The organism is Pseudomonas sp. URMO17WK12:I12, from assembly GCF_000514395.1.
Taxonomy (GTDB): domain Bacteria; phylum Pseudomonadota; class Gammaproteobacteria; order Pseudomonadales; family Pseudomonadaceae; genus Aquipseudomonas; species Aquipseudomonas mucoides.
In genome coordinates this window covers 161744-184146 of sequence record NZ_AZVV01000016.1, presented here as the reverse complement: position 1 = coordinate 184146, position 22403 = coordinate 161744, and the positions used below count along the sequence as shown (strand labels likewise).

General features: G+C 59.6%; 25 protein-coding genes. 14 read left to right on the top strand and 11 right to left on the bottom strand.

The genetic code is table 11. The features are described from left to right. The first annotated feature begins 443 nt into the window (after positions 1-443). Positions 444-1373: a LysR substrate-binding domain-containing protein gene (locus D882_RS0122810; RefSeq protein ID WP_027925380.1), complete on the top strand. Its 930-nt coding sequence runs from the start codon at positions 444-446 to the stop codon at positions 1371-1373. Here D882_RS0122810 and D882_RS0122805 read toward each other — a convergent pair. Further along, positions 1285-1881, bottom strand: coding sequence for a DinB family protein (locus D882_RS0122805; RefSeq protein ID WP_027925379.1), 597 nt, complete (start codon positions 1879-1881; stop codon positions 1285-1287). The two genes, D882_RS0122810 and D882_RS0122805, sit on opposite strands and share 89 nt — an antisense overlap. Before the next feature lie 140 nt (positions 1882-2021). Beyond that, complete coding sequence (locus tag D882_RS0122800) at positions 2022-3155, bottom strand: NAD(P)/FAD-dependent oxidoreductase (RefSeq protein WP_027925378.1); 1134 nt, start codon at positions 3153-3155, stop codon at positions 2022-2024. A gap of 361 nt (positions 3156-3516) precedes the next feature. On the opposite strand from D882_RS0122800, the gene D882_RS0122795 reads away from it, so the two are divergent. The 6 genes from D882_RS0122795 (at position 3517) to D882_RS0122770 (ending at position 10260) form a co-directional block, all read left to right on the top strand. Continuing rightward, complete coding sequence (locus D882_RS0122795) at positions 3517-3780, top strand: hypothetical protein (RefSeq protein WP_027925377.1); 264 nt, start codon at positions 3517-3519, stop codon at positions 3778-3780. A 304-nt stretch (positions 3781-4084) separates the two neighbouring features. Continuing rightward, complete coding sequence (gene mgtA / locus D882_RS0122790) at positions 4085-6805, top strand: magnesium-translocating P-type ATPase (protein ID WP_027925376.1); 2721 nt, start codon at positions 4085-4087, stop codon at positions 6803-6805. Between the two features lie 157 nt (positions 6806-6962). Beyond that, entirely contained in the window at positions 6963-8618 is a 1656-nt protein-coding gene (locus D882_RS0122785; protein WP_027925375.1) for a Na/Pi cotransporter family protein, read from the top strand. After that, positions 8606-8968 (top strand): DUF2493 domain-containing protein, encoded by a 363-nt coding sequence (locus D882_RS0122780; RefSeq protein ID WP_027925374.1) that lies wholly within the window; start codon positions 8606-8608, stop codon positions 8966-8968. Before D882_RS0122785 ends, D882_RS0122780 begins: the two co-directional genes overlap by 13 nt. Positions 8969-9073: 105 nt before the next feature. After that, entirely contained in the window at positions 9074-9847 is a 774-nt protein-coding gene (locus D882_RS0122775; RefSeq protein WP_027925373.1) for a hypothetical protein, read from the top strand. A gap of 95 nt (positions 9848-9942) precedes the next feature. Continuing rightward, positions 9943-10260, top strand: coding sequence for a DUF2388 domain-containing protein (locus D882_RS0122770; RefSeq protein ID WP_027925372.1), 318 nt, complete (start codon positions 9943-9945; stop codon positions 10258-10260). Between the two features lie 52 nt (positions 10261-10312). Here the strand turns inward: D882_RS0122770 and D882_RS0122765 are convergent, their stop codons facing one another. Both D882_RS0122765 and D882_RS0122760 read right to left on the bottom strand, forming a co-directional pair. Further along, on the bottom strand, positions 10313-11242 hold the full coding sequence (locus tag D882_RS0122765) for a pyridoxal-phosphate dependent enzyme (RefSeq protein WP_027925371.1): 930 nt from the start codon (positions 11240-11242) through the stop codon (positions 10313-10315). A 65-nt stretch (positions 11243-11307) separates the two neighbouring features. Beyond that, positions 11308-12099, bottom strand: a complete 792-nt coding sequence (locus D882_RS0122760; RefSeq protein WP_027925370.1) for an SDR family oxidoreductase — start codon at positions 12097-12099, stop codon at positions 11308-11310. A gap of 124 nt (positions 12100-12223) precedes the next feature. Between D882_RS0122760 and D882_RS0122755 the strand changes: the two genes are divergently transcribed. Continuing rightward, complete coding sequence (locus D882_RS0122755) at positions 12224-13171, top strand: GlxA family transcriptional regulator (protein ID WP_027925369.1); 948 nt, start codon at positions 12224-12226, stop codon at positions 13169-13171. Positions 13172-13223: 52 nt separating this feature from the next. Continuing rightward, positions 13224-13883: an isoprenylcysteine carboxylmethyltransferase family protein gene (locus tag D882_RS0122750; protein WP_027925368.1), complete on the top strand. Its 660-nt coding sequence runs from the start codon at positions 13224-13226 to the stop codon at positions 13881-13883. Between the two features lie 54 nt (positions 13884-13937). Here the strand turns inward: D882_RS0122750 and D882_RS0122745 are convergent, their stop codons facing one another. From D882_RS0122745 to D882_RS0122730, 4 genes are all read right to left on the bottom strand, one after another. After that, on the bottom strand, positions 13938-14375 hold the full coding sequence (locus tag D882_RS0122745) for a DUF3995 domain-containing protein (RefSeq protein WP_027925367.1): 438 nt from the start codon (positions 14373-14375) through the stop codon (positions 13938-13940). A gap of 74 nt (positions 14376-14449) precedes the next feature. Further along, entirely contained in the window at positions 14450-15466 is a 1017-nt protein-coding gene (locus D882_RS0122740) for an ABC transporter substrate-binding protein (RefSeq protein WP_027925366.1), read from the bottom strand. Between the two features lie 117 nt (positions 15467-15583). Continuing rightward, positions 15584-15787 (bottom strand): hypothetical protein, encoded by a 204-nt coding sequence (locus D882_RS0122735; RefSeq protein WP_027925365.1) that lies wholly within the window; start codon positions 15785-15787, stop codon positions 15584-15586. Beyond that, positions 15787-16236, bottom strand: a complete 450-nt coding sequence (locus tag D882_RS0122730) for a hypothetical protein (protein WP_172825907.1) — start codon at positions 16234-16236, stop codon at positions 15787-15789. Before D882_RS0122730 ends, D882_RS0122735 begins: the two co-directional genes overlap by 1 nt. 431 nt (positions 16237-16667) lie before the next feature. Between D882_RS0122730 and D882_RS1000000133255 the strand changes: the two genes are divergently transcribed. The 3 genes from D882_RS1000000133255 (at position 16668) to D882_RS0122720 (ending at position 17675) form a co-directional block, all read left to right on the top strand. Further along, the gene (locus D882_RS1000000133255; RefSeq protein WP_081744002.1) at positions 16668-16916 is read left to right on the top strand and encodes a hypothetical protein; all 249 of its coding nucleotides are present in this window, start codon (positions 16668-16670) and stop codon (positions 16914-16916) included. A 158-nt stretch (positions 16917-17074) separates the two neighbouring features. After that, positions 17075-17305: a hypothetical protein gene (locus D882_RS0122725; RefSeq protein ID WP_027925363.1), complete on the top strand. Its 231-nt coding sequence runs from the start codon at positions 17075-17077 to the stop codon at positions 17303-17305. 130 nt (positions 17306-17435) lie between these two features. Beyond that, positions 17436-17675, top strand: coding sequence for a DUF2789 domain-containing protein (locus D882_RS0122720; protein WP_027925362.1), 240 nt, complete (start codon positions 17436-17438; stop codon positions 17673-17675). A gap of 9 nt (positions 17676-17684) precedes the next feature. Here the strand turns inward: D882_RS0122720 and D882_RS0122715 are convergent, their stop codons facing one another. From D882_RS0122715 to D882_RS0122705, 3 genes are all read right to left on the bottom strand, one after another. Further along, positions 17685-17888 (bottom strand): hypothetical protein, encoded by a 204-nt coding sequence (locus tag D882_RS0122715; RefSeq protein ID WP_027925361.1) that lies wholly within the window; start codon positions 17886-17888, stop codon positions 17685-17687. A gap of 120 nt (positions 17889-18008) precedes the next feature. After that, a complete protein-coding gene (locus D882_RS0122710) occupies positions 18009-19232 on the bottom strand; it encodes a methyl-accepting chemotaxis protein (RefSeq protein WP_371258959.1) in 1224 nt (407 codons plus the stop codon). Positions 19233-19812: 580 nt separating this feature from the next. Next, the gene (locus D882_RS0122705) at positions 19813-20217 is read right to left on the bottom strand and encodes a TraR/DksA family transcriptional regulator (protein WP_007907888.1); all 405 of its coding nucleotides are present in this window, start codon (positions 20215-20217) and stop codon (positions 19813-19815) included. Positions 20218-20583: 366 nt separating this feature from the next. Here D882_RS0122705 and D882_RS0122700 point away from each other — a divergent pair, with 366 nt between their 5' ends. Both D882_RS0122700 and D882_RS0122695 read left to right on the top strand, forming a co-directional pair. Next, on the top strand, positions 20584-21195 hold the full coding sequence (locus D882_RS0122700) for a glutathione S-transferase (protein ID WP_027925359.1): 612 nt from the start codon (positions 20584-20586) through the stop codon (positions 21193-21195). A 25-nt stretch (positions 21196-21220) separates the two neighbouring features. After that, complete coding sequence (locus tag D882_RS0122695) at positions 21221-22324, top strand: DNA alkylation repair protein (protein ID WP_027925358.1); 1104 nt, start codon at positions 21221-21223, stop codon at positions 22322-22324. Positions 22325-22403 lie beyond the last annotated feature (79 nt).

Genomic DNA, 22403 nt, shown 5'->3' with positions numbered 1-22403 from the left:
TAGTGAGTCCACAAAAATCCCTGTGGGAGTGAGCCTGCTCGCGATGAGGCCCGAACAAACACTGCAAAATTCAAGGTCAACTTGACCAGTGTGGCGAGGGAGCTTGCTCCCGTTCGGCTACGCAGTAGTCGTAAAACCTTTGCCGCGGCGTGCCTGATAGAACGCGTCACCAGTGAGTGGGGCCGCTGCGCTGCCCACCGGGAGCAAGCTCCCTCGCCACAGGACCTCGCCTCGCCTTAGATCAGCGTTAGCTTTGTGGATCGACTTTATCCAGCATGCGGTTCACCGCCAGTTCGCCCGACATCATGGAATGCGGAATGCCTGGCAGGGATTGTGTAGCCTCGCAGAGTGTCTGGAGATGTGTGTTACACATCGCCGTTTAATGACCCTCTCAGGTTTGATGCTTTACTGAACAGACCCTCAAAATCCTGCGAGCCTCCAACATGAACCGCAACGACCTGCGCCGTGTGGACATGAACCTGCTGGTGATTTTCGAAACCCTGATGTTCGAGAAAAACCTCACCCGCGCCGGGGAGAAGCTGTTCCTCGGCCAACCCGCCGTCAGCGCCTCACTGGCCAAATTGCGCGATTTGTTCGACGACCCGCTGTTGGTGCGCAACGGCCGTACGCTGGAGCCGACCCTGCGCGCCTTGGCGATCCTCAAGGAACTGCAACCGGCGATGGACACCATTTCCGGCGCGGTCAGCCGGGCCAAGGATTTCGACCCGTCCACCAGCCGTGATGTGTTTCGCATCGGCCTGTCCGACGACGCTGAGTTCGGCTTGTTTCCGCCGTTGCTCAAGCAGATTCGCGAAGAAGCGCAGAACGTCGTGGTAGTGGTGCGGCGGGTGAATTTTCTGCTGATGTCGTCGATGCTCGCCAGCGGCGAGATTTCTGTCGGGATCAGTTACACCACGGAACTGCCAGCCAACGCCAAGCGCAAGAAATTGCGCGACTTGAGCGTAAAAATCCTGCGCGGCGACGACCGCCCCGGTGTTCTGACACTGGATGAATTCTGCGAAAGACCTCATGCGCTGGTGTCGTTTTCCGGGGACTTGACCGGGGCCATCGATAACGACTTGGCGCGCATCGGTCGTTCGCGGCGGGTAGTGCTGGCGGTGCCGCAGTTTGCCGGATTGCGCTCATTACTGGCCGGCACCGATTTGCTCGCCTCGGTGCCGGACTATGCCGCGTGTGCGCTGATCGAAGGCAGCAGCCAGTTGCGGGCCGACGACCCGCCGTTTGATATCGTGCTGTCCGAACTGTCCATGGTCTGGAACGGCGTCAACGATAACGACCCGGCAGAACGCTGGTTGCGCTCGAAAATTGCACAGTACATGGCGGCTCCACTGCCGGGGCATGCGGCGACTTAAAAGCGGTCGACTGGGTTTCGCGCAGGTACACCGGCAAGTCCGTGACCGGTGGCATGGCCGGGATTTCGAAGTACATCTGGATCACCCAGCCACGGTGATAGCTGGCGTGGTTGACCACGTGCATCAGTATCGCGCCAGCGCTCATGGTGCCGCTTTCGCCAGAGACAAACGTGAATTCAACGGGTTTATCCAGTGACGTTTCGGTCTGGCTTTCGCTCCAGTCGCAATACCAGTGATCAATCTCCCGTTGCGCCATGCGCAGTTCGGCAAGGTCGGCGTGCAACAGATCATGCGACGTTTTGAAGCCGTGGCCTCGGCCTTCGAGGTGGGCCTGCCAGATGCAGTCCACGACGTAGATGTGGTTCAGGGTGCCGATCATGTTCTTGAACACCGACACGCGATCTTTACTGACCTCACCCGCCGGCAATGCGGCCAGGCTGTCAAAGAGGCGCTGGTCGGCCCAGTTTTTGTAATCGGCAAGCATGCGGGCAGTGCGTACGTTGATCATCAGAGGTCTCCCATGGTGATGGGCGCACTGCAAAGCATAGCCCTCATGGCTCCGGGCATCGCAACGGCTGATAACCGGCACCTGCGCTTCGTGCCCCTTATGTAGCAGCTGACGAGCACCGCGAGGCTGCGTTCGGCTCGTCAGCTGCTACGGGTTTGCGTAAGGCGCTGCACCACCCGCTCGGCCAGTGCCAGGCAACTGGTCAGGCCCGGTGACTCGATGCCGAACAGGTTCACCAGTCCCGGCACGCCATGTTCGGCCGGACCGCTGATGATGAAATCCGCTGCAGGTTCGGTCGGACCGGTGATTTTCGGGCGAATGCCGCTGTAGGCCGGTTGCAGGCTGTTATCGGGAAGACCGGGCCAGTAACGGCGGATCGCCTCGTAAAATCCATCGGCGCGGCGCGAGTCCACGCGGTAATCGACCTGATCGACCCATTCGACGTCCGGCCCGAAACGTGCCTGGCCGCCGAGGTCGAGGGTCATGTGCACGCCGAGCCCGGCACTTTCCGGCGCCGGATAGACCAGATGCCGGAACGGCGCGCGGCCGCTGAAACTGAAATAACTGCCCTTGCACAATCGGGCCACTGAAACGTGCTGCGAGGGCAACCCTTCGATCCGGCTCGCCACGTCAGGCGCAGAAAGCCCGGCGCAGTTGATCAACTCGCGGCAACTCAGGGGCATGGGTTGCGCACCGCCGATGACCAGATCAAAACCGTGTGCCGTACAACGAGCGGATTCCAGCGGTGTATGAAAGGCAATCGACATCCCGCTGGCTTCCCCATCCGCCTGAAGCGCGAGCATCAACGCATGGGAATCGATAATTCCCGTAGAAGGTGACCAGAGCGCGGCGACGCAGGACAGTGCCGGTTCAAGCACTCGGGCCTGCGCGGCATCCAGCCACTGCAAATCATCGACGCCATTCCGTCGCCCTTGTTCCAACAATGCCCGCAACGCCGCGCACTGGTTGTCATCGGTGGCCACGATCAGCTTGCCCAGGCGCTGATAATCAACCCCGCGCGCATCGCAGAAGGCATACAACCGTTGCTTGCCTTCAACGCACAACTGCGCCTTGAGGCTACCGGTCGGGTAGTAAATACCGGCGTGAATCACCTCCGAGTTGCGCGAGCTGATGCCCACCCCAATCCCCTCGCCGGCTTCGATCAGGATCACTTCCCGCCCGGTCCCGGCCAGCGCCCTGGCAACCGCCAGCCCGACCACGCCGGCCCCAACCACTACGCAGTCGGTATCGATGCTCGATTGTCCTGTGCTCATTTTCAAACCGGCCCTCGCTGCACGCCTTCACATGAATGACAACTTACTGTCATTTGGCTGAACTCAATAATCAAATGTGCAACTTTTCCATTTAATACACTATTAATCGGGCCTTTAAGGTTGACGGACTTCACCTCGCTGAGTAAATTGCCCGGGCCTTCGACGAAGGCCCTTTTTCAATTCACTACGGAATCCAATGGACACAGTATCTAGTCGCTGTCGGGTTGCTGCGAAACTGCAGAATCTGGCACATAACCCAGAAAATGACGGGACTCGACTTTTCGGTCGGGTGAGCTGCGCTAGAGCTTGATGCTCCACCGTAACTTGCCTCACCGGTGTCCGTCCGGTCCAGAGGCATGTTATGAACTTCAACACCATCGTAATGCCCGGCGTACGCGCCTTTGCTTCGACCATGCGGGTCAAGCCCTGCCGTGAGCCTACGCTCGCGAAGCGCGCCATTGCGCCGTTTTCCAGCCCTTCGTCCACTTCCAAGGCACATCCGCGTGCCAACTGGCGCGTCTGCCCGATGACGGGTCGACTTCAGCAACGCTGGAACCTGGACGACAGCCAGGAACCACCGAGTCGACGCATCGCGCGTCGCGTCCGGCTGCGAAGCCGAGCCTGACAAACCGCACATTCAGTTGATTTGAAGGCACTTTAAAGTCCTTCCTTCAACGGTTTCCTGACAAGGGAAACCGACAACTTCTTATTGCCTTTTAAAACACACGTTAATTGGAGTTAGTTATGGACGAAGCCAGTAGACGGTTCGCTGCCTATCACTTCCCTATTGATAGCCAGCGAACGTTAAAACAACAAACCAATACTTCTGACATCGATCGCTTGTTTGCGGCTCGACATACATTCGCTCGCCTGTAGTTGGGTGAGCCGGCTGTGTGTCGTGCCGCCAGTCAGCGGCAGGAGCACACGCGATGACCACCGTAAAAACCCCGAATACCCGCGCCAAAGGTGCCAGCAGCGACAACGCCAAACTGTCGATGCGCGCCGCACGAGAAGCCCAGAACGGCCTCGCCGTCACCCTCGCCAACCTCAATGCAACCCCGGACGGCCTCACCGAACTGGAAGTCGAGGGCCGTCTGGCGCGTGGGGGCTACAACGAAGTCGCCCACGACAAGCCGCCTCACGCCCTCGTCCAGCTGCTCAAAGCCCTGAACAATCCTTTCATCTATGTGCTGCTGACCCTGGCTGGCATCAGTTTCTTCACCGATTACTGGCTGCCGATCAGCCAGGGTGAAAGCGACGACGCCGACCTGACCAAGGTCATTATCATCATGACCATGGTTACCTTGAGCAGCCTGCTGCGGTTCTGGCAGGAATACCGCTCGGCCAAGTCGGCCGAAACCCTCAAGGCCATGGTGCGCACCACCGCCACCGTGTTGCGGCGCGGGCAACGTGGCCAGGAGGCGACGCTTCGTGAAGTACCGATGCGCGAGCTGGTGGCCGGCGACATCGTGCAACTCAGCGCCGGTGACATGATCCCGGCGGATATCCGCCTGATCGAATCCCGCGACCTGTTCATCAGCCAGGCCGTGCTCACCGGCGAAGCCTTGCCGGTGGAGAAATACGACACCTTGGGCAACGTCGCCCAGAAGTCCGCTACCGGCAACGCCGCCGATCAATCGAACCTGCTCGACCTGCCAAACATCTGCTTCATGGGCACCAACGTGGTCAGCGGCACCGCCAAAGCCGTGGTGGTCGCGACTGGCTCGCGCACTTACTTCGGTTCGCTGGCCAAAGCGATTGTCGGCTCGCGGGTGCAAACGGCGTTCGACCGTGGGGTGAACAGTGTCAGCTGGCTGTTGATCCGTTTCATGCTGGTGATGGTGCCGATCGTGTTCCTGCTCAACGGCTTTTCCAAGGGCGACTGGAGCGACGCGTTTCTGTTTGCGCTGGCGGTCGCGGTCGGCCTGACCCCGGAAATGCTGCCGATGATTGTCAGCGCCAACCTCGCTAAAGGCGCGATGGCCATGGCCAAGCGCAAAGTGGTGGTCAAGCGCCTCAACGCGATCCAGAACTTCGGTTCGATGGACGTGCTGTGTACCGACAAGACCGGCACCCTGACCCAGGACAAGATCATTCTCGAGCACCACGTCGACAGCCATGGCCGGCGCGACGATGTGATCCTCGAACTGGCGTGGCTCAACAGCCATCACCAGAGTGGTTTGAAAAACCTGATGGATCAGGCGGTGGTGCAATTTGCCAACAGCAACACGAAGTTCCGTGTGCCATTCGCCTACAGCAAGGTCGATGAATTGCCATTCGACTTCGTCCGTCGGCGCCTGTCGATCATCGTCAAGGACAGCCGCGACGACCACTTGATGGTGTGCAAAGGCGCGGTCGAGGAAATGCTGTCCATCGCCAGTCACCTCCATGAAAACGGCAGCGTCGTCGCCCTCGATGATCAACGCCGCAAAGACCTGCTGGCCCTGGCCAACGAGTACAACGAAGACGGCTTCCGCGTGCTGCTGGTCGCCACCCGCGAGATCCCGACAGCACAGAGCAAAAACCAGTACACCACCGAGGATGAGCGCGAACTGGTGATTCGCGGCTTCCTGACCTTCCTTGATCCACCGAAGGAAACCGCTGGCCCAGCCATTGCGGCGCTACGGGACATGGGCGTGACGGTCAAGGTGCTGACCGGCGACAACGCGGTCGTCACTGGCAAGATCTGCCGCGACGTCGGCCTGGAACCGGGCACCCCGCTGCTCGGCCAGGACATCGAAAGCATGGACGACACCACCCTCAAGCTGCGCGTCGAAGAACGCACGGTGTTCGCCAAGCTGACGCCGCTGCAAAAGTCGCGGGTGCTGAAGGCGTTGCAGGCCAACGGTCATACCGTGGGTTTCCTCGGCGACGGTATCAACGATGCCCCCGCCCTGCGCGATGCCGACGTCGGCATTTCGGTGGACAGCGGCACCGACATTGCCAAGGAATCGGCCGATATCATCCTGTTGGAAAAGAGCCTGATGGTGCTCGAAGAAGGCGTGCTCAAGGGCCGCGAAACCTTCGGCAATATCATGAAGTACCTGAACATGACTGCCAGTTCCAACTTCGGCAACGTGTTCTCGGTGCTAGTGGCCAGTGCGTTCATTCCGTTTCTGCCGATGCTGTCGATTCACCTGCTGCTGCAAAACCTCATGTACGACATCTCTCAGCTGGCGCTGCCGTGGGACAAGATGGACAAGGAATTCCTCAGCAAACCGCGCAAGTGGGACGCGAAGAACATCGGCCGTTTCATGCTGTGGATCGGGCCGACGTCATCGGTGTTCGACATCACCACGTTTGCGCTGATGTGGTACGTGTTCGCCGCCAATAGTGTGGAAATGCAGGGCCTGTTCCAGTCCGGCTGGTTCATCGAAGGGCTGCTGTCGCAGACGCTGGTGGTGCACATGCTGCGCACGCAAAAGATCCCGTTCTTCCAGAGCACGGCGGCATTGCCGGTGATTCTGATGACCGGGCTGGTGATGGTGCTGGGCATCTACATTCCGTTCTCGCCACTGGGCACGCTGGTCGGTTTGCAGCCATTACCGTGGGCGTATTTCCCTTGGCTGGTCGGCACCTTGCTCAGCTACTGCGTCTTCGCGCAGGTCATGAAAACCCTCTACATCCGCCGCTTCAAGCAGTGGTTCTGATTTGAGCCACCCCCTGTAGGAGTGAGCCTGCTCGCGATGGCATCAGCACATTCAACATCCGTGTTGACTGACACACCGCTATCGCGAGCAAGCTCGCTCCCACAGGTTTTTGTGGTTGGATTTTCAATCAATGCAACACGGAATAAGGAGAGTTCTCATGTCGGGAACGACTCTACTGGTCAACCTCGCAGGTGCCATCGCATTGCTGCTGTGGGGCACTCACATGATTTCTTCGGCGTTGCTGCGCGGCTTTGGTTCGCCGTTGCGCCAGTGGCTCGGCCACCACCTGAACAACCGCTGGATGGCGTTGCTGTCGGGGATCGGCATCACCGGCCTCCTGCAAAGCAGCACCGCCGTCAGCCTGATGGCGACCTCGTTCACCGCCGCCGGCACCCTCGCGCTCGCCCCGGCGCTGGCGATGATGCTGGGCGCCAATTTCGGTTCGACCCTGGTGGTGCAATTGCTCAGCCTCGACCTGTCGATGCTCATGCCACTGATGCTACTGACGGGGTTGATCGTCTTTCGCCTGCGCGATGACTCACGCTTTGAAAGTATCGGCTGTGCGCTGATCGGCCTGGGGCTGATGCTGCTGGCCCTGCACATGCTCGGTTCAACCCTGGCGCACGTCGAAACCACGCCAGTGTTTCAACTGATCATGCAAAGCCTGGACGGCGACCTGCTGATTGCCCTGCTGGTGGCGCTGCTGCTCACCTGGCTCTGCCATTCCAGCGTGGCCGTAGTGTTGCTGATCGTCTCGCTGGCCGCGACCGGCATGCTCTCCGCGACCACCCTGGTGGCGTTGGTCCTGGGTGTAAACATTGGCGGGACCTTGCCGTCAGTGATCAACGCTGGATCGAGCGTCGGTCGACGTTTGCCGCTGGGTAATCTGCTGGTGCGGGTGGTCGGTGCGCTGGCGGTGTTGCCGTTTGCCGGGGAGCTGGCCGAGACGAACCTGAATCCGACGACACTGGTGGTGGTCCTGCACAGCGGTTTCAATCTGTTGTTGGCGCTGGTGTTCATCGGTTTGACCGACGTACTTGCCAATGCCCTGACCCGGCTGCTGCCGGATCCGGTGCGGGAAGTCGATCCCGGCATGCCGCACTATCTGGACGAGGCCGGCCTGGACGTGGCCAATATCGGTTTGTCCAACGCGGCCCGGGAAGCGCTGCGCATGGTCGATATGTTCTCGGCGATGCTCGGGCGCCTGTTGCAGCTGTTCCACACCTCGGCGCCGACCTGTGTCGACGACGTACGACGCATCGATCAATCCCTGGACCTGCTCAGCGCAGCGATTCGTGCCTATCTGGCCGACATCGGCAAGGAAGGCCTCAGCGACGACGATGCCGATCGCGCCCAGGAAATCCTCCTGTTCGTGATCAACCTCGAACACGCGGCGGACATTCTCTCCAGCAGCCTCGCGCAATTGGCGATGCGCAGGGTGCGCCGTGGCGAACAGTTCTCGGCGTTCGAGCTGGGCAACATCGCCCCGCTGCACGACGCCTTGCTGGAAAGCCTGAGCCTGGCGATCAGCGTATTCCTGCGCGAAGACATCGCCATCGCCCATCAATTGATCAGTCGCAAGGAAACCGTCAGACAGTTGGAAGCGCACGCCAGCCGTGAGCATTTTCGCAAACTGCAGGATGACAAAAACACCTGGGCCGAGTCCGGAGACCTCTTCCAGCGCGTGCTGCGCGATTACCGCCGCGTGCACCACCACATCGCCGCCCTCGCCTATCCCTTGCTTGAACGCGTCGGTGAGCGAGTGATCGAGAACAACGATCCGGCGAAGGAAACCCCGTCATGCGCCTGCTGATTTGTGCGGGACGCCATTACGCCGACAGCGGCCATTGCCGACGGGTGCTCGACGCCTTCCAACGCGCGCACCCGGTGCGTGTGCTGATCCATGGCGGTAACCGGCATCTGGGCGGCGAAATCGAAGAATGGGCGCGAGAACAAGGCATCGACCTTGTGCGTTACCCGCCTAACTGGCAGCGCCACGGCAAATCGGCAGAGCGCTTGCGCAACCACTTCATGTTGCGCGACAGCCGACCGGACGTGGTGATCGCCCTGCCCGGCGGCGAAGACACCGAAGAGCTGCTCGCCCAAGCCCGGGCGGCCGGTTTGCAAACCCTGTCGCTTGCCACCCCCGCACGCCCGGTGTAGCAGCTGTCGAGCCCGGACGCAGCCTCGCCGGGTCTCGACAGCTGCTACAGGGGGGTGTGGTTAAAAGGGGGCTGCTTTTCAAATGAAAACTTCGAGGTAAACCTCATGCAGAAACCGACTCGTGAATTCATGTCTTTTGTGCGCAACCTGCCACCCGTGCAAGGTCGAAGGGTGCGGCGCAATCTGTGGTTCGTCAGTATCACCCTGAGCCTGATCGCACTCCTGACAGTGATGTCCAAAGCCAAAGCGGCCGGCGGTGCGTACGTGGTGGATGATGCCGCGATCAATGCACCGGGCGAATGCAACATCGACACCTGGTACCAGAGCGGTCGCCATAATCACTCATCGAGCAACGCATCGTTGTCCCAGGACTGCACGTTGAAGGGGCTGCCCACCCTGCAACTCGGCGCGGCCATTGCGCACAGTCGCGATGACGCAGACTCGGAAACTCAACTGAGCCCGCAGTTCAAGACCTCACTGTTTGCGCGAGAAGATCTCGGTCTTGAATGGGCGCTGGCAGGCACGGCGCATTTCGCTTTCAACCGGGCACACGTTTTCGATGGCAGCGAATTGAACCTTCCGTTCACCTACCAGCCGATTCGAGCACTGCGCCTGAACCTCAACACGGGATGGGCTCAGGCCTATGACGACGGGGCACAACACCATCGTTGGACCTGGGGCACCGGCGTCGAATACGACCTGGCCCGGTCACTGACGCTGATTGCCGAACGCTATGGCCAACGAGGTGCTGAACAGGCGTGGCAGGCCGGTCCACGGTTTCACCTTGGCGAGCGTATCGACGTTGATGTGGTGGCGGGACGCAATCTGACAGGGGAACGTGATCAGTGGCTGACCACCGGAGCAATTGTGCGTTTTTGAACGAAATTTTTCGGTCAAGGAACTCCTGGCGCTCGCCGCGCATCCTAAACTATGAGGTACTTCCTATTTGCTTCACGCTTTCAGAGGACACCGTCATGCGCCGTCTGATTATCATCTCTTCCCTGATGCTGTGTTTACCCTTCGGCTCGGCTATGGCCAAAGTGGATGCGGGCGATGTTGCCACGTCGGCCGGGGTCTCCGCTTCGCTGTACTCGACCTTCAAGGACCATAAACTCATGATTCCCGCGCGGGATGACGCTTCCAGCTTCGTGGCCAGTGGTGGTGCTATTCGCGGGGTTTATCTGGAATCGGTGCTGAAAAAAATCCGTCAGGACAATCCCGGACTCAACGCCACCGATGAAGACCTGGCTCGCGCCATCCTGATCCAGGAAGGCGATGCTGCCGGCCAATAAAGTCCGTGAAAACAGCGGTGGGGCTTGTGACACCTGGAGTGCGTTTACAGCCCTACTTCGCTTTCCCTGCGGACAAACGTGCCCACCCGGCGACTAATTGCGCACTGACACTCACCCCGCCACAGACCACGATCACCACGTCGTGCGCATCGGCTATGGCGGGATGGTCGAGGTACGCCACCGCCAATGACACACCACACGCTGGCTCCACCAGCTGACGCAGGTCGCTGGCAAAACGGACGACCCCCATGATCGCGTCCTCATCGCTGAGCACGACGCATTGGTGACGGAAATCGCGCAGGTGCCGCACCGGCCAGGCCGCCACCTTCGCCGCGCCCAGCGAGGTCGCCACGGTATCGATGCGCGGCAACCGGACCGGATGCCCGGCTTTCATGGCCGCCGCGAAAGAAGCGGCACCCTCGGTTTCGCAAGCGATGATCCGGCAATCCGTGCGCCCATGGCGCATCAGCCCTGTGAGAATGCCCGCCAGCAAGCCTGCGCCCCCCACCGACGTCACCATCACATCCATTTGAGGACACACCTCCAGCACTTCATCGACCAGCGTGCTGTGCCCTTCCCACAATACGGGGTGATCGAAGGCCGGTACGTATTCGGTGTCGGCGTCCTGTGAAAGTTCTTTGGCCCGTTGATTGGCCTCGTCCCAGACCTTGCCGTGCACAATTACTTCGGCACCGGTTTTGCGGATCCTCGCGCGGGTTGATTCAGGGGTGGTGTGCGGTACCACAATGCAGGCGCTCAACCCGAGGCTGGCGGCAGCAATAGCAGTGGCAAAACCGGCATTGCCCCCCGAAGGACACACCACTCGGCTTTTGCCCTGCGCCTTGGCCTGACTGCACAGTAACCCCATGCCACGCAGCTTGAACGAACCGCTGGGTTGCAGGTTTTCCATCTTTAACCAGATCCGTCGGGTCGGTGTCGACAGGCCCAGGTGCAGGATCAACGGTGTCTTGATGTGAAGCATCGCGGGTGTCCCAAAGGTGAACCATTCTTATCCAAGCTTAGTTCACCCTGCCCGCCGCCCCCGGTTTAGCGATAGCGCGCTGCGGCGCTGGAGTTGCCGAACAACCCCGACAGAGTCTGACGCTGCGCTTCGTAACGGTCCCATTGCTCGCCGTCGTGCAGGCTCGGCACGGTCACCACTTCGCCGTTTGCCAAACCTACCAGCGCGGCATCAACCATTTCTTGCGCCGACATCACGATCTCTTGCGGCAGGTTTTCCACCGGGTTGCCGGCTTCGTTCCAGAAATCGGTTGCGGTCGCGCCGGGCAATACCGCCTGGACACGAATGCCTTTGTCCGCCAGTTCGTGGTGCATCGACTGACTCAAGCCCAAGACAAAAGCCTTGGTTCCGCCGTACACACCGTTGAGGATTTCTGGCGCGACGGCAACGATCGACGAAATGTTGATCACAGTGCCGGTGCCACGGCCGACGAAGCCTGGCACCACGGCGTAGGCCAGACGCATCAGCGCGGTAACGTTGAGGGTGATCATGTCTTCCATCTCATCGACCGGGCTGCCCAGCAATGGCATGACAGCGCCGACGCCGGCGTTGTTGACCAACAAGGTGATGCTGGCGTCGTTACGCAGGATGTCCTCGACTCGCAGCACATCGGCTTTGACTTTCAAATCGGCGGCGACCACCTCCACCGCGCGCCCGGTTTCATTGCTCAAGTGGTTCGCCAGAGCGTTCAGTTTGGTCTGACTGCGGGCGACCAGAATCAGGTCGTAACCCTGCCGCGCGAGACGGTCGGCATACACCGCGCCGATGCCCGACGATGCGCCAGTGATCAATGCGGTGCCTTTGGATGAGAGAGCCATGTCGAGTTTCCTTCACAGTGAGGCGATCAGTTCGCCGGGTGCGAACAGTTATAGAGGCTCTTACACTTGTCTCAAATGACGTTTAAAGTACGTTTTCAGGACATGTCCTTTTGAGGGTCTGGCAATGACTAGCGTGGCATTTGTGGTGTTCGAGGGTTTCCAGTCCATGGCGCTGGCCGCCATGCCGGTGTTCGAGTACGCCAACTTCAGCGCCGGTGAGACGCTGTATGACGTCAGCGTAGTCTCCGAAGATGGCAGCACCCTGCGCGCCTCCGGGGGATTGAGCGTCGGAACCCTGGCGTTCGGTGAGCGGGTATTTGATACGGTGATCGTGGTCGGCGGCGATTGCATCGTCCAACAGGCGCCCGACAGCGTGCTGACCTACCTGCGCGACAGCGTGAGCACCGCACGGCGGATGGCGTCAATTTGTTCCGGGGCGTTCGTGCTGGCGCAGGCCGGTCTGCTCGACGGACGGCGGGCCACCACTCACTGGGCGTATGCCCGAGACCTGCAAGCGCGTTTTCCCTCGATCAAGGTGGAAGAAGACCGCATCTACGTGGTCGACGGCCCGATCTGGACCTCGGCCGGCATGACCGCCGGCATCGACCTGGCGCTGGCCATGGTCGAGAAGGATCACGGCGCGGAACTGGCGCGTTCCGTGGCGCAGAAACTGGTGATGTACCAGCGTCGTGCGGGTGGCCAGTCCCAGCATTCGGCATTGCTCGAATTGGCGCCAAAATCTGACCGCATTCAGACTGTTCTTGGCTACGCCCAGGAACACCTGGCCTCGCCGCTCTCGGTGGAGCAACTGGCCGACGTGGCGCGCCTGAGCCCGCGGCAATTCAGCCGCAGTTTTCGCGCCGAGACCGGACAGACGCCAGCCAAGGCCATCGAAAACCTGCGTCTGGAAGCGGCACGGCAGATGCTCGAACGCGGGCGCCTGACCCTCGACCAGATCGCCACCGAGGCCGGTTTTACCGACCGACGCCGCATGCGCGAAGCCTTTTTAAGGGCATTCGGCCAACCGCCGCAAGTGATCCGGCGCAATGCCAGGGCCGAGTTGAACGCGTGAACAACCGTGGGCATCTAAACTGAAACGGGCCAAGGCTCATCAGGAGGCGCCCATGAAAATCTCGGCCAAACTGGCGTTCTTCGCCATCGTCGGCACCCTTGCCTACCTCGGTCTTGCCGTGTGGGGCATGGGCGGGTTTGCGGCGTTTTTTGCCCATGGGTCGTTGGTGGTGGTTGCCCTCGCAACCGTGGTCATGACCGTGTTGTCGCTGTTCACCGAGGTCAATCTGAGTTCCGGCGAACGGGAAGACCGGGCCAATCGCTGGGTGCTGCCGGCGTTCGGGGTGATCGGGTTGCTCAGCGGATTCCTGCCAGCCTACACCGACCGGATCGACTTCTGGACCTTTGGCGGCGAAGGCCTGCGCTGGATGGGCGCATTGTTGTTCTGCCTCGGCGGCGCGCTACGCATGTGGCCGGTGTTTGTACTGGGCAAGCGCTTCAGCGGCCTGGTGGCGATTCAGCCGGGGCACACGCTGGTCACCGACGGAATTTACCGGTGCCTGCGCAACCCCAGCTACCTGGGGATGCTGGTGATTGCCTTGGGCTGGGCGCTGGCCTTTCGTTCGGGGGTCGGGCTGTTGCTGGCGGCGTTGACGGTGATTCCGCTGATTGCGCGGATTCACTCGGAAGAGGCGTTGTTGAGGGCGCAGTTTGGTGGGGAGTATGAGGCGTATTGCGCCACGACCTGGCGGCTGATACCTGGACTCTATTAGCCCCCCATAGATGTAGGAGCCGAGCTTGCTCGCGATAGCGATATCAGCAGCCACTCAAATCCAGGCCACCGTCAACAACCCCGCCCCCAACGCCACGCACAACGGCGAATACACCCACGTATCGAGCCGGGCAAACTTCGAATCCTTCACCTCTTTGAAAAACCCGACCAGGTTCGAATCGCCAATCGCCCGGGCGAACATCAGTATCGCGATGCCACTGATCACCCATTGCAGCCACACGTCCTGCACCGCCGGCAAGCACAGCCCGACCCGCAGGCACACCAGCATCGCGATCAGCAGCAATCCCACCGCCACCAGCAACGTCACCAACCCCGACGGCTTGAACGCAGGCCTTGATTGCGCGCCCCCCTCCCCGGGCAATCGCGGTACCGCCGCCTCGCTGCCCAACTTGCCACCCGACGCCCAATACACATGGACCAGGCTGATCATCAAAAAGATTGAAGCCATCCATTGCGCAACCAACAGGTTCATATTCAGTTATCCATCCAGTGAGAGCACACGTGCTCCGGGCGGCGATAGCGAATGAAGTTGTGTGGATCAGCGGTTTACTTCAGTTCGGCGGAAACTTTATCGGCCACCTCCTTGGGCAACCACGCCTTCCAGACATCCGGGTGCGCCTTCATGAATGCTTCCGCAGCCTGGCGTGGCGGGGTGTGTTTTTCGCTCATATCGGCCAGGGCCTTGTTCAAGGGATCGATGGGCAAATCGACCTTGCTGAAGAACTCGGTGATCTGCGGGTACTGTTTTAGAAACGGCGTAGACACACCGATGGACAGCTTCGAGGCCAGTGAACGGGTTGGCTTGGGATTTGGATTGTCAGCGTCGGTCAGGGTCTTCCAGGCGTCGGCGTCGAACGGTGGCTCCTCCAGCTGGATCAGCTTGAAGCGTCCGAGCAAGGGCGTCGGTGACCAGTAATAGAACAGCACCGGCTTGCCGCGATGGATAGATGAGGTGATTTCCGCGTCCAGCGCCGCTCCGGAACCGCTGCGAAAATTCACATAGCTGTCGTTCAGGCCATAGGCGGTGAGCTTCTGCTTGTTCACCACTTCCGAGGTCCAGCCGATCGGGCTGTTGAGGAAGCGGCCCTTGCCAGGGGATTCCGGGTCGCTGAACACGTCTTTGTACCTGGGCAGGTCGCTGACACTGCGCAGCCCCGGCGCCAGTGGCTTGATGCCTTTGGCCGGGTCGCCCTTGATCACGTACTCCGGAACCCACCACCCTTCGGTCGCGCCTTTGACCGTATCGCCCAGGCTGGCGACCTTGCCTTCGGCCTCAGCCTTGACCCAGACCGGGCTGCGGCCGGCCCATTCTTCACCAATGACCTGAATGTCATTATTGGCCAGGGCGGTCTCCAGGGTAATGGTGGTGCCCGGCAAGGTATCCGTCGGTAGCCCGTAGCCCTTCTCGACAATGATCCGCAGGATATCGGTGATCAGGCTGCCGCTTTCCCAATTCAGGTCGGCGAAGTGGATCGGTGCCTGGGCGGCGAACACCGGAACAGGTGACGTCAACAACCCGAAACTGGCCACGGACGCAGCCAGTAACCGTCGAAATCCTTTCATGCTTTTGCACCTCGTGCTGTTCACAGCAATAGCAGGATGGCCTGATGAAAGACCGCAAGCCTCAAAATATTCAGTCAATTGACTGTAGTAGAGGATCCTGATTTCGAGGGACGGGATTTAATTTTCGGAAGATTCCTGCAAGAGGGATAGCTCTCTTCTGACCATGCCGGCGTACGCCGCCGGGCGCAGCGTATAGAGCTGTGACGCCACCCAATTCAGCCAGGCTCCCTGCAGAACAGCCTTCTGCTCGAACAACCGAAGGGCATCAGTGTGGGCACTGGCCTGGTTCTGTTCGTGGAAGTCGGCGCGGGTCAGGGTCATTACTCGCTGGCCTTGAAGGTCACCAGCTCGCCCTTGCGCCACTTGGCGGCTTTGGCGGTCACGGCTTTCAGGGTTTTGGTCAGGCCTTCCTGCAACTGTTGATGAGCGGCAAACACCATCACCACGCTATGACCTTCCTTGAACACAATCGCCTGGCCATCGGCGGTGGTGACAAACGCGTAATCGCCCAAGCCATACACCGTCAGTTTGATCTCGCGGAACTTGATGTCCAGCTTGCCTCCTTCGCGACTGGGCAGGACCGAGGCGCTGAAATGATCGCCAACCTTGAGTTTGAGCCCTGGCTTGTCATCCACCACCAGTGCTTCTTCGGTGTCGATCTCGGCAATGTAAATGCCTTCGGCGTTCTGTTCGGTGACATAGACGAAACGAGATTGAAACTGTTTAACCAACTTTGCGCGCAAATCACCCAGCACGAACAAAGCATGCATATCGAGATTACTTACTGCCAAGGAAACATCCCCACATCTGAAATGGATGCCGCACGCAGGACAAACGCGCAGCAGAAAAAAGCGGCCATGCCGAGGGTCTAGCAAATAAACCGGGTTGAAATCCTGATCCGGGCAGAGGGCTTATGCATCGCGAGGTCAGTGAGCGTACTGGAATAACACTCGCGCCGTCTTCCCTCAACGTCGTCAGATGTTGAAGGAAAATGCCCTTCTTGCTGCCAGAGAAAACAGGACTACCAACTTTAAGGAAAAAACCCTACAAGAAAAGCACTTTTCCGACATATCGCACGCAAAAAATTGCTTTAGATGGACACCATTCGCCCACCCTTGATGGCGATTCTAGAGCAGCGATGCTGACAGAGACTAGCCAAAACGGCATACATACGTCGGCAAAACAATGAAAAGGACTTCATATGTGCACAATGACTCACTTTGCAACCGACCAATCGCCTTACACGCACGACGCCTTAGCGCTGTCGCAGGCGTTATACGAACAACCGCCCTTCCCTCCTGTAAGCCCTGCCCGACCCAGGTTCCAGGTCGTCCTGGCCGGTAACGCGTTTTTCCATATCAAGGAAACTTCCACAGGACGCGTCAGAGGTTTCCGCGGTGACCACAACCAGGCGTGTGCGCTTGCTCGCTCACTTGAATCACGCGAATAAAGCCACGCCTGAGTTCATTCCAATAGACGTTTCGTCACACCGTCGAGTTAACTCAGCCGTCGGCGGGCAACTACTGCCATACTGCCCGCCCCATGAAACCCGTTCCCACGTCGGACGGCGCTCAAAACAACAAAACATTTCCAAGGGAAGGCTGCTACGTGACGGAATTTGATATCGGCGAATTTATTATCCGGGGCGAAGCCAGAGAGATCGACGGCGAATTCCAGGCAGTGATAGTCATGCGCGCCAAACCAAAATTGACCACGGTGACGTATCACCAGGTCGAGAAAGATCGCTGGTTCAAAACGGCAGATGTCGCCGCCATCGCCGCTCAGGAAGCGGCCATTGAACTGAAGGCTGCCGTCGATGCAGGGGCATTGAAAGCCTGATCATCAAATTTGCCGTCTATGCTCACTCCTGTTTTTGAACATCCATCGAACTCCTGAAGCGCGGCCGCCTCAGATGCAATGAAGCCGCCCTTCAGATCTCGCATTCGACGCGACCCACCAGGAGATGAACATGGATTCACCTACACACGACTTGAAAGGTTTGTTCGACCAACTCGGTCTGGACTCCAGCCAAAAAGGCATCGACGATTTCATCGCCAGCCATTCACCGTTGGCCGGAGACAAAAAAATGATCGACGCCGAGTTCTGGACCCCGCAGCAAGCCGGCTTCCTCAAAGAACAGATACGTAAAGACGCCGATTGGGCGCGAGTGGTCGACGACCTGAATTTGCGCCTGCACCAGCGTCACTAGCCAGCACAGTCAGTGCAGGCTGCCCGCTGATTCGACGTTCAATTGCGCCAGCCAGGCAGCCCTGCACTCCTCTGCCTCACCGCGACTGGCAAACGCCGTCCCCCGGCGCTCGCCGTTGAGCAGTACCACCCAACAAACGCTCTGTCCCATCGCGCGCAAACAGGCGGGCACCCCGCTGCCAATCATCACCGCGATATCCAATTTGCTTTGCATGCTGGCCTCTCGAATTTCATTAGCAACCTAACAATGAAGGCATGTTAATGAGTTCATCCGAGAGGAAACAGCAACGAGGCTGCACAGCTTCGTTGCCGGAATCGTAACAATCGCCAGCGGCTAGCGTGGCCCTTGTGGTTTGTAACCCAGGCGCAAACCGCCCCAATGCCGGCCCTTGACGAGGATGGGCACAGAGAGATCGTGCATCAGTTCGCCGGTGTCGCGGGTATACGTCTGCAACAACACCGGCTGCTGATGGCTGCCGCAGCGGATACCGGTGCGATCAGCGAATTTGCGCTTGGTGCGGTTTTGCAAAGTATCGACCGTCGCATCGCCCGTCAGCGGCTGGCTGAAAACGATGTTATGAGTCGGCACATAACCCTGCTGTGTGCAGGCGATGGCAAACACCAGCCCTTCATGACGCGGCAACAACGGCTCCTGAATCGTCGGCAGGACCTGATCGGTGTAGCGGTCGAAGCGGGTCTGGAACTTGGCCGGGCTGGTATTGGGGATCGCCTGATAATTGCGATCAAACAAGTCATCGAGACTGACGCGTCCCTGGTCGATATCCGCTTCGAAACGCGCGGCAATCTGGCTTGCGCCTTCCCGGGCCAGGTCATAAATCCGTTGGTGATAGTCATCCAGTCCGACTTCGGCCAGGCGCTCGCTGATGGATTCGGCCTGCCCTTCCATTTGCACGGCGGCCTGGGCCAGACGCTGGGTCTGCTGGTCGCTGATCGCCAGATCGCTGCGCATCTGTTCGATGGCGTGAAACAGGCTGTCGAGTTGTTCGCGATTGGTGTCGGCGCCACGGGCGATTTCCCCGACCTGATGCTCGACACCCGCCGCCAGGCGCGCAATGTTTTCCAGGTGCTGACCGGTATGCTCGACTTGCTCGACACCTGTATCGAGGTCGCTGGAGAGTTGGCGGATCTGCTCGACGACCTGGGCGGTGCGTTGCTGGATATCGGCGACCATCTCGCCGACTTCACCGGTCGCCGTCGCGGTCCGCGCGGCCAAACCCCGTACTTCATCGGCCACCACCGCGAAACCGCGCCCGTGTTCCCCGGCCCGCGCCGCTTCGATCGCGGCGTTCAATGCCAGCAGATTGGTCTGGCTGGCGATGGACTGGATCACAAGCGTCACCCGCTGGATATCGTCGCTGCGCAGGCTCAGGGCCTCGATCAGCTCGCGACTGTTGCTGGCGCGTTCGCTGAGTTGATGCATGCGGGCGATGGACTCGATCAACTCCTTACGCCCGGCGGCACCGCTCTGATGCGCTTCACTGGCGGCGCCGAGCGCTTCGCGGCTGAGCTTGGACGTGACTTCTTCGGTCGCGATCATCGCCTCGGCATTGCGGACAATCTGCGCCGCCGCGCTGAGTTGCGACTGCAGCTTGTCCGCCAGTTGCTTGACTGAAAAGGCCACGCCGGCCGCAGACAGTGCGTTATGGCTGGTGGTGTAGGAAAGATCGCGGGTCAATGTGGTGATGGCGCTGGCGTTTTCCGCCGGCGAGTCTTGAGGCGCAGCGCGTGAACGCAGACGCGGCAACCAGATAATCAACACCGCCAACGGCAAGCCGAGGTAAAGCGGCCATCCACCCAGCGCCATGCCGCACAACAACAGCATCAGGGCGATGCTTTGCAGGGTCGGCGTCAGCCAGGGGTTTTTCGGCAAAAGTACTGGCGCAGGCGCGGCCGTCGCCAGAGATCCGTCTCTCGTCATCTTCGTCACCCCACGATCTTCTAATTGTTGTCTTCGCATTAAACGCCACTACAAGGCCATTATCTATGGTCCATTAGTCGTGGGTAGTGCAGTAGATCAATAGAGGCGCATGAGCTTTTTTACAGACGAAAAAAAGCATCGCGGGCCAGCCTTGCTCCTTTGGGAGTGAGGCTCGCCCGCGATGCGGGGCGCTACGAAATCAGGCCTGACGCTGGTGCTTGTCGATCTGTTCGTGACGCTCTTGCGCTTCGATGCAGTACTTGGTGGTCGGGCTGATCAGCAGGCGTTTCAGGCCAATGGCCTCGCCGCTGTCGTCGCACCAGCCGAAGCTGTCTTCTTTGATGCGTTCCAGAGCCTGTTCCAACTGAGGCAGCATGCGCTGGTCGCGATCGATCGCGTTGACCAGCCAGGTGCGCTCTTCTTCGACCGAAGCCGCGTCTGCCGGATCGGCCGGGGTGTCCAGGCTCTCGATGGCGATGCGGTTCTGCTCGATGCGCTCATGGGTTTCGACTTTCATGTTCTGCAACAGCTCGCTGAAAAAAGCATGTTGCTCAGCATTCATGTAGTCATCCGCCGGCATGGCCAGCAACTTGTCCTTTGTCATTGATATCTCTATAAAAAAACGTGCATTAAGGCGAATTAGGGAGCGTTCCGGCGGACCTGTTGAAGGCCATCGGAAAGGCGCCGTTTATTCCAAGCGCCACCCGGCACTCAATTTACGAGGGGCGGCAGTCTAAGGCCGACTTGAGGCCCCAGCAACTGAAAAGTCAGCGAATTTGTCCGACAAGGTACGCAAAGTGCTCTACTGCGACCGTTGCGGCGGTTATCGGAGTGCGTTTATAGCAAGAAATTCAATCGAGCGGCTGTATATAGAAGACAAACGGCCGCACAAGCCCTCCCTTTGCTTGCAGGGCGCGGATCCTCAGCTAAGGTTGACCGTCCCGAATGGGTCCTCTGCAGGAGTGTATTAATGAAGCTGATCGGCATGCTGGATTCACCCTACGTAAGGCGCGTGGCCATTTCTGCCCAACACCTGGGCATCAACCTGGAGCACCAATCGGTCTCAGTGTTTCGGCACTTCGAGCAATTTCAACAGATCAACCCGGTGGTCAAGGCGCCGACGCTCGTGCTGGACGACGGCGACGTGTTGATGGATTCAACCCTGATCATCGACTATCTCGAAGCCCTCGCCGGCCCCGGCAAAAGCCTGATGCCCGGCGACCTCAAGCAGCGGCTGCGCGCCTTGCGGGTGATCGGCCTGGCGTTGGCGGCGTGCGAAAAATCAGTGCAGCTTTATTACGAGCGCAACCTGCGTCCCGCCGAGATCCAGTTTCAACCGTGGGTCGAACGCGTCGAAGGCCAATTGGCCGCCGCTTATTCATCACTTGAACGTGAACTGGAAAAGCAGCCGTTAGCGAATGGCGCCTTGATCGCGCAGGACGGGATTACAGTGGCCGTCGCCTGGAGCTTCACCCATCTGGTGATCCCGGATCAGGTCGATGCCGAGCGCTTCCCGCGAATTGCCGCCTTCACCGCGCAGGCAGAAAAGCTTGAGGCGTTCATCAATACCCCGATAACCTGAGCCGCCCACCCGACCGGACTCAACCATGACCGCCGCCGAACAACCCGCCCCGGCGCTGAAGGAAATCTTCAACGCCGAGCGCCTCAAGCACATCGCAACCGAAATGACGGCGGTTTACCCCGGGTTCAAGGCCAAGGCCTTCCTGAGGATGGCCAACGACGGCCTCGCCGACCTGTCGATCATGCAGCGCATGGCGCGGGTCAGTGAATGCCTGCATGCGGTGCTGCCGCTGGGGTATGACGAGTCGCTTGAGGTGCTGCGCGCCCTCGCCCCTCGGCTGAACAGTGGTTTCGTCAGTATTTCGCTGCCGCATTATGTGGCGATGTATGGCGAACATGATTTCGAGCAGTCGATGGAGGCGCTCAAGTATTTCACCGCGTTTGGCTCGGCGGAATTTGCGGTTCGGTATTTTCTGCGCAGTGATTTGCAGCGTTCATTGGCGCTGATGCAGGAATGGTCGCGGGATCAGAATGAGCATGTCCGACGCCTGGCCAGCGAAGGCAGCCGACCGCGCTTGCCGTGGTCGTTCCGGTTGGAGCAGGTCCAGGCAGATCCGACGCTGGCGGCGCCGATTCTCGACAACCTGAAGGCGGATGAAAGCCTTTATGTGCGCAAGTCCGTGGCCAACCACCTCAATGACATCACCAAGGATCATCCGGAATGGGTGCTGGACCTGATCGAGGGTTGGGCGCTGGATAACAAGCACACGGCGTGGATTGCCAGGCATGCGTTGCGCAGCTTGATCAAACAGGGCAATCAGCGAGCGCTGGCGATTATTGGCGCCAGTGGCAAGGCTGAGGTCGAGATTGTCGGGGTGACGGTCGAGCCGGCGGTGATTCGGCTCGGAGAGAAAATCACCCTGTCGTTTGGTGTGAAATCCACCGTACCCGACAGCCAACGACTGGTGATCGACTATGCGATTGATTACGTCAAAGCCAATGGCAGCACGTCGGCGAAGGTGTTCAAGCTCAAGACCTTGACGCTGCCCGGCAACGCCAGCGAACTCGTCAGCCGTGGCCAGCAGATCAAAGAGCTCACCACCCGCAAACACTATATGGGCGTGCATGCCGTGCACATCCTCGTAAACGGCGAACGCCTGGCCAGCACCGCATTCGAAATCCTCCCTTGACCTGTAGCCGCTGACGAGCAACGCAAGGCAGCGTTCGGCGGCGAAGCAGTCGCCAATCAGCCACCCCATTACCACAGGA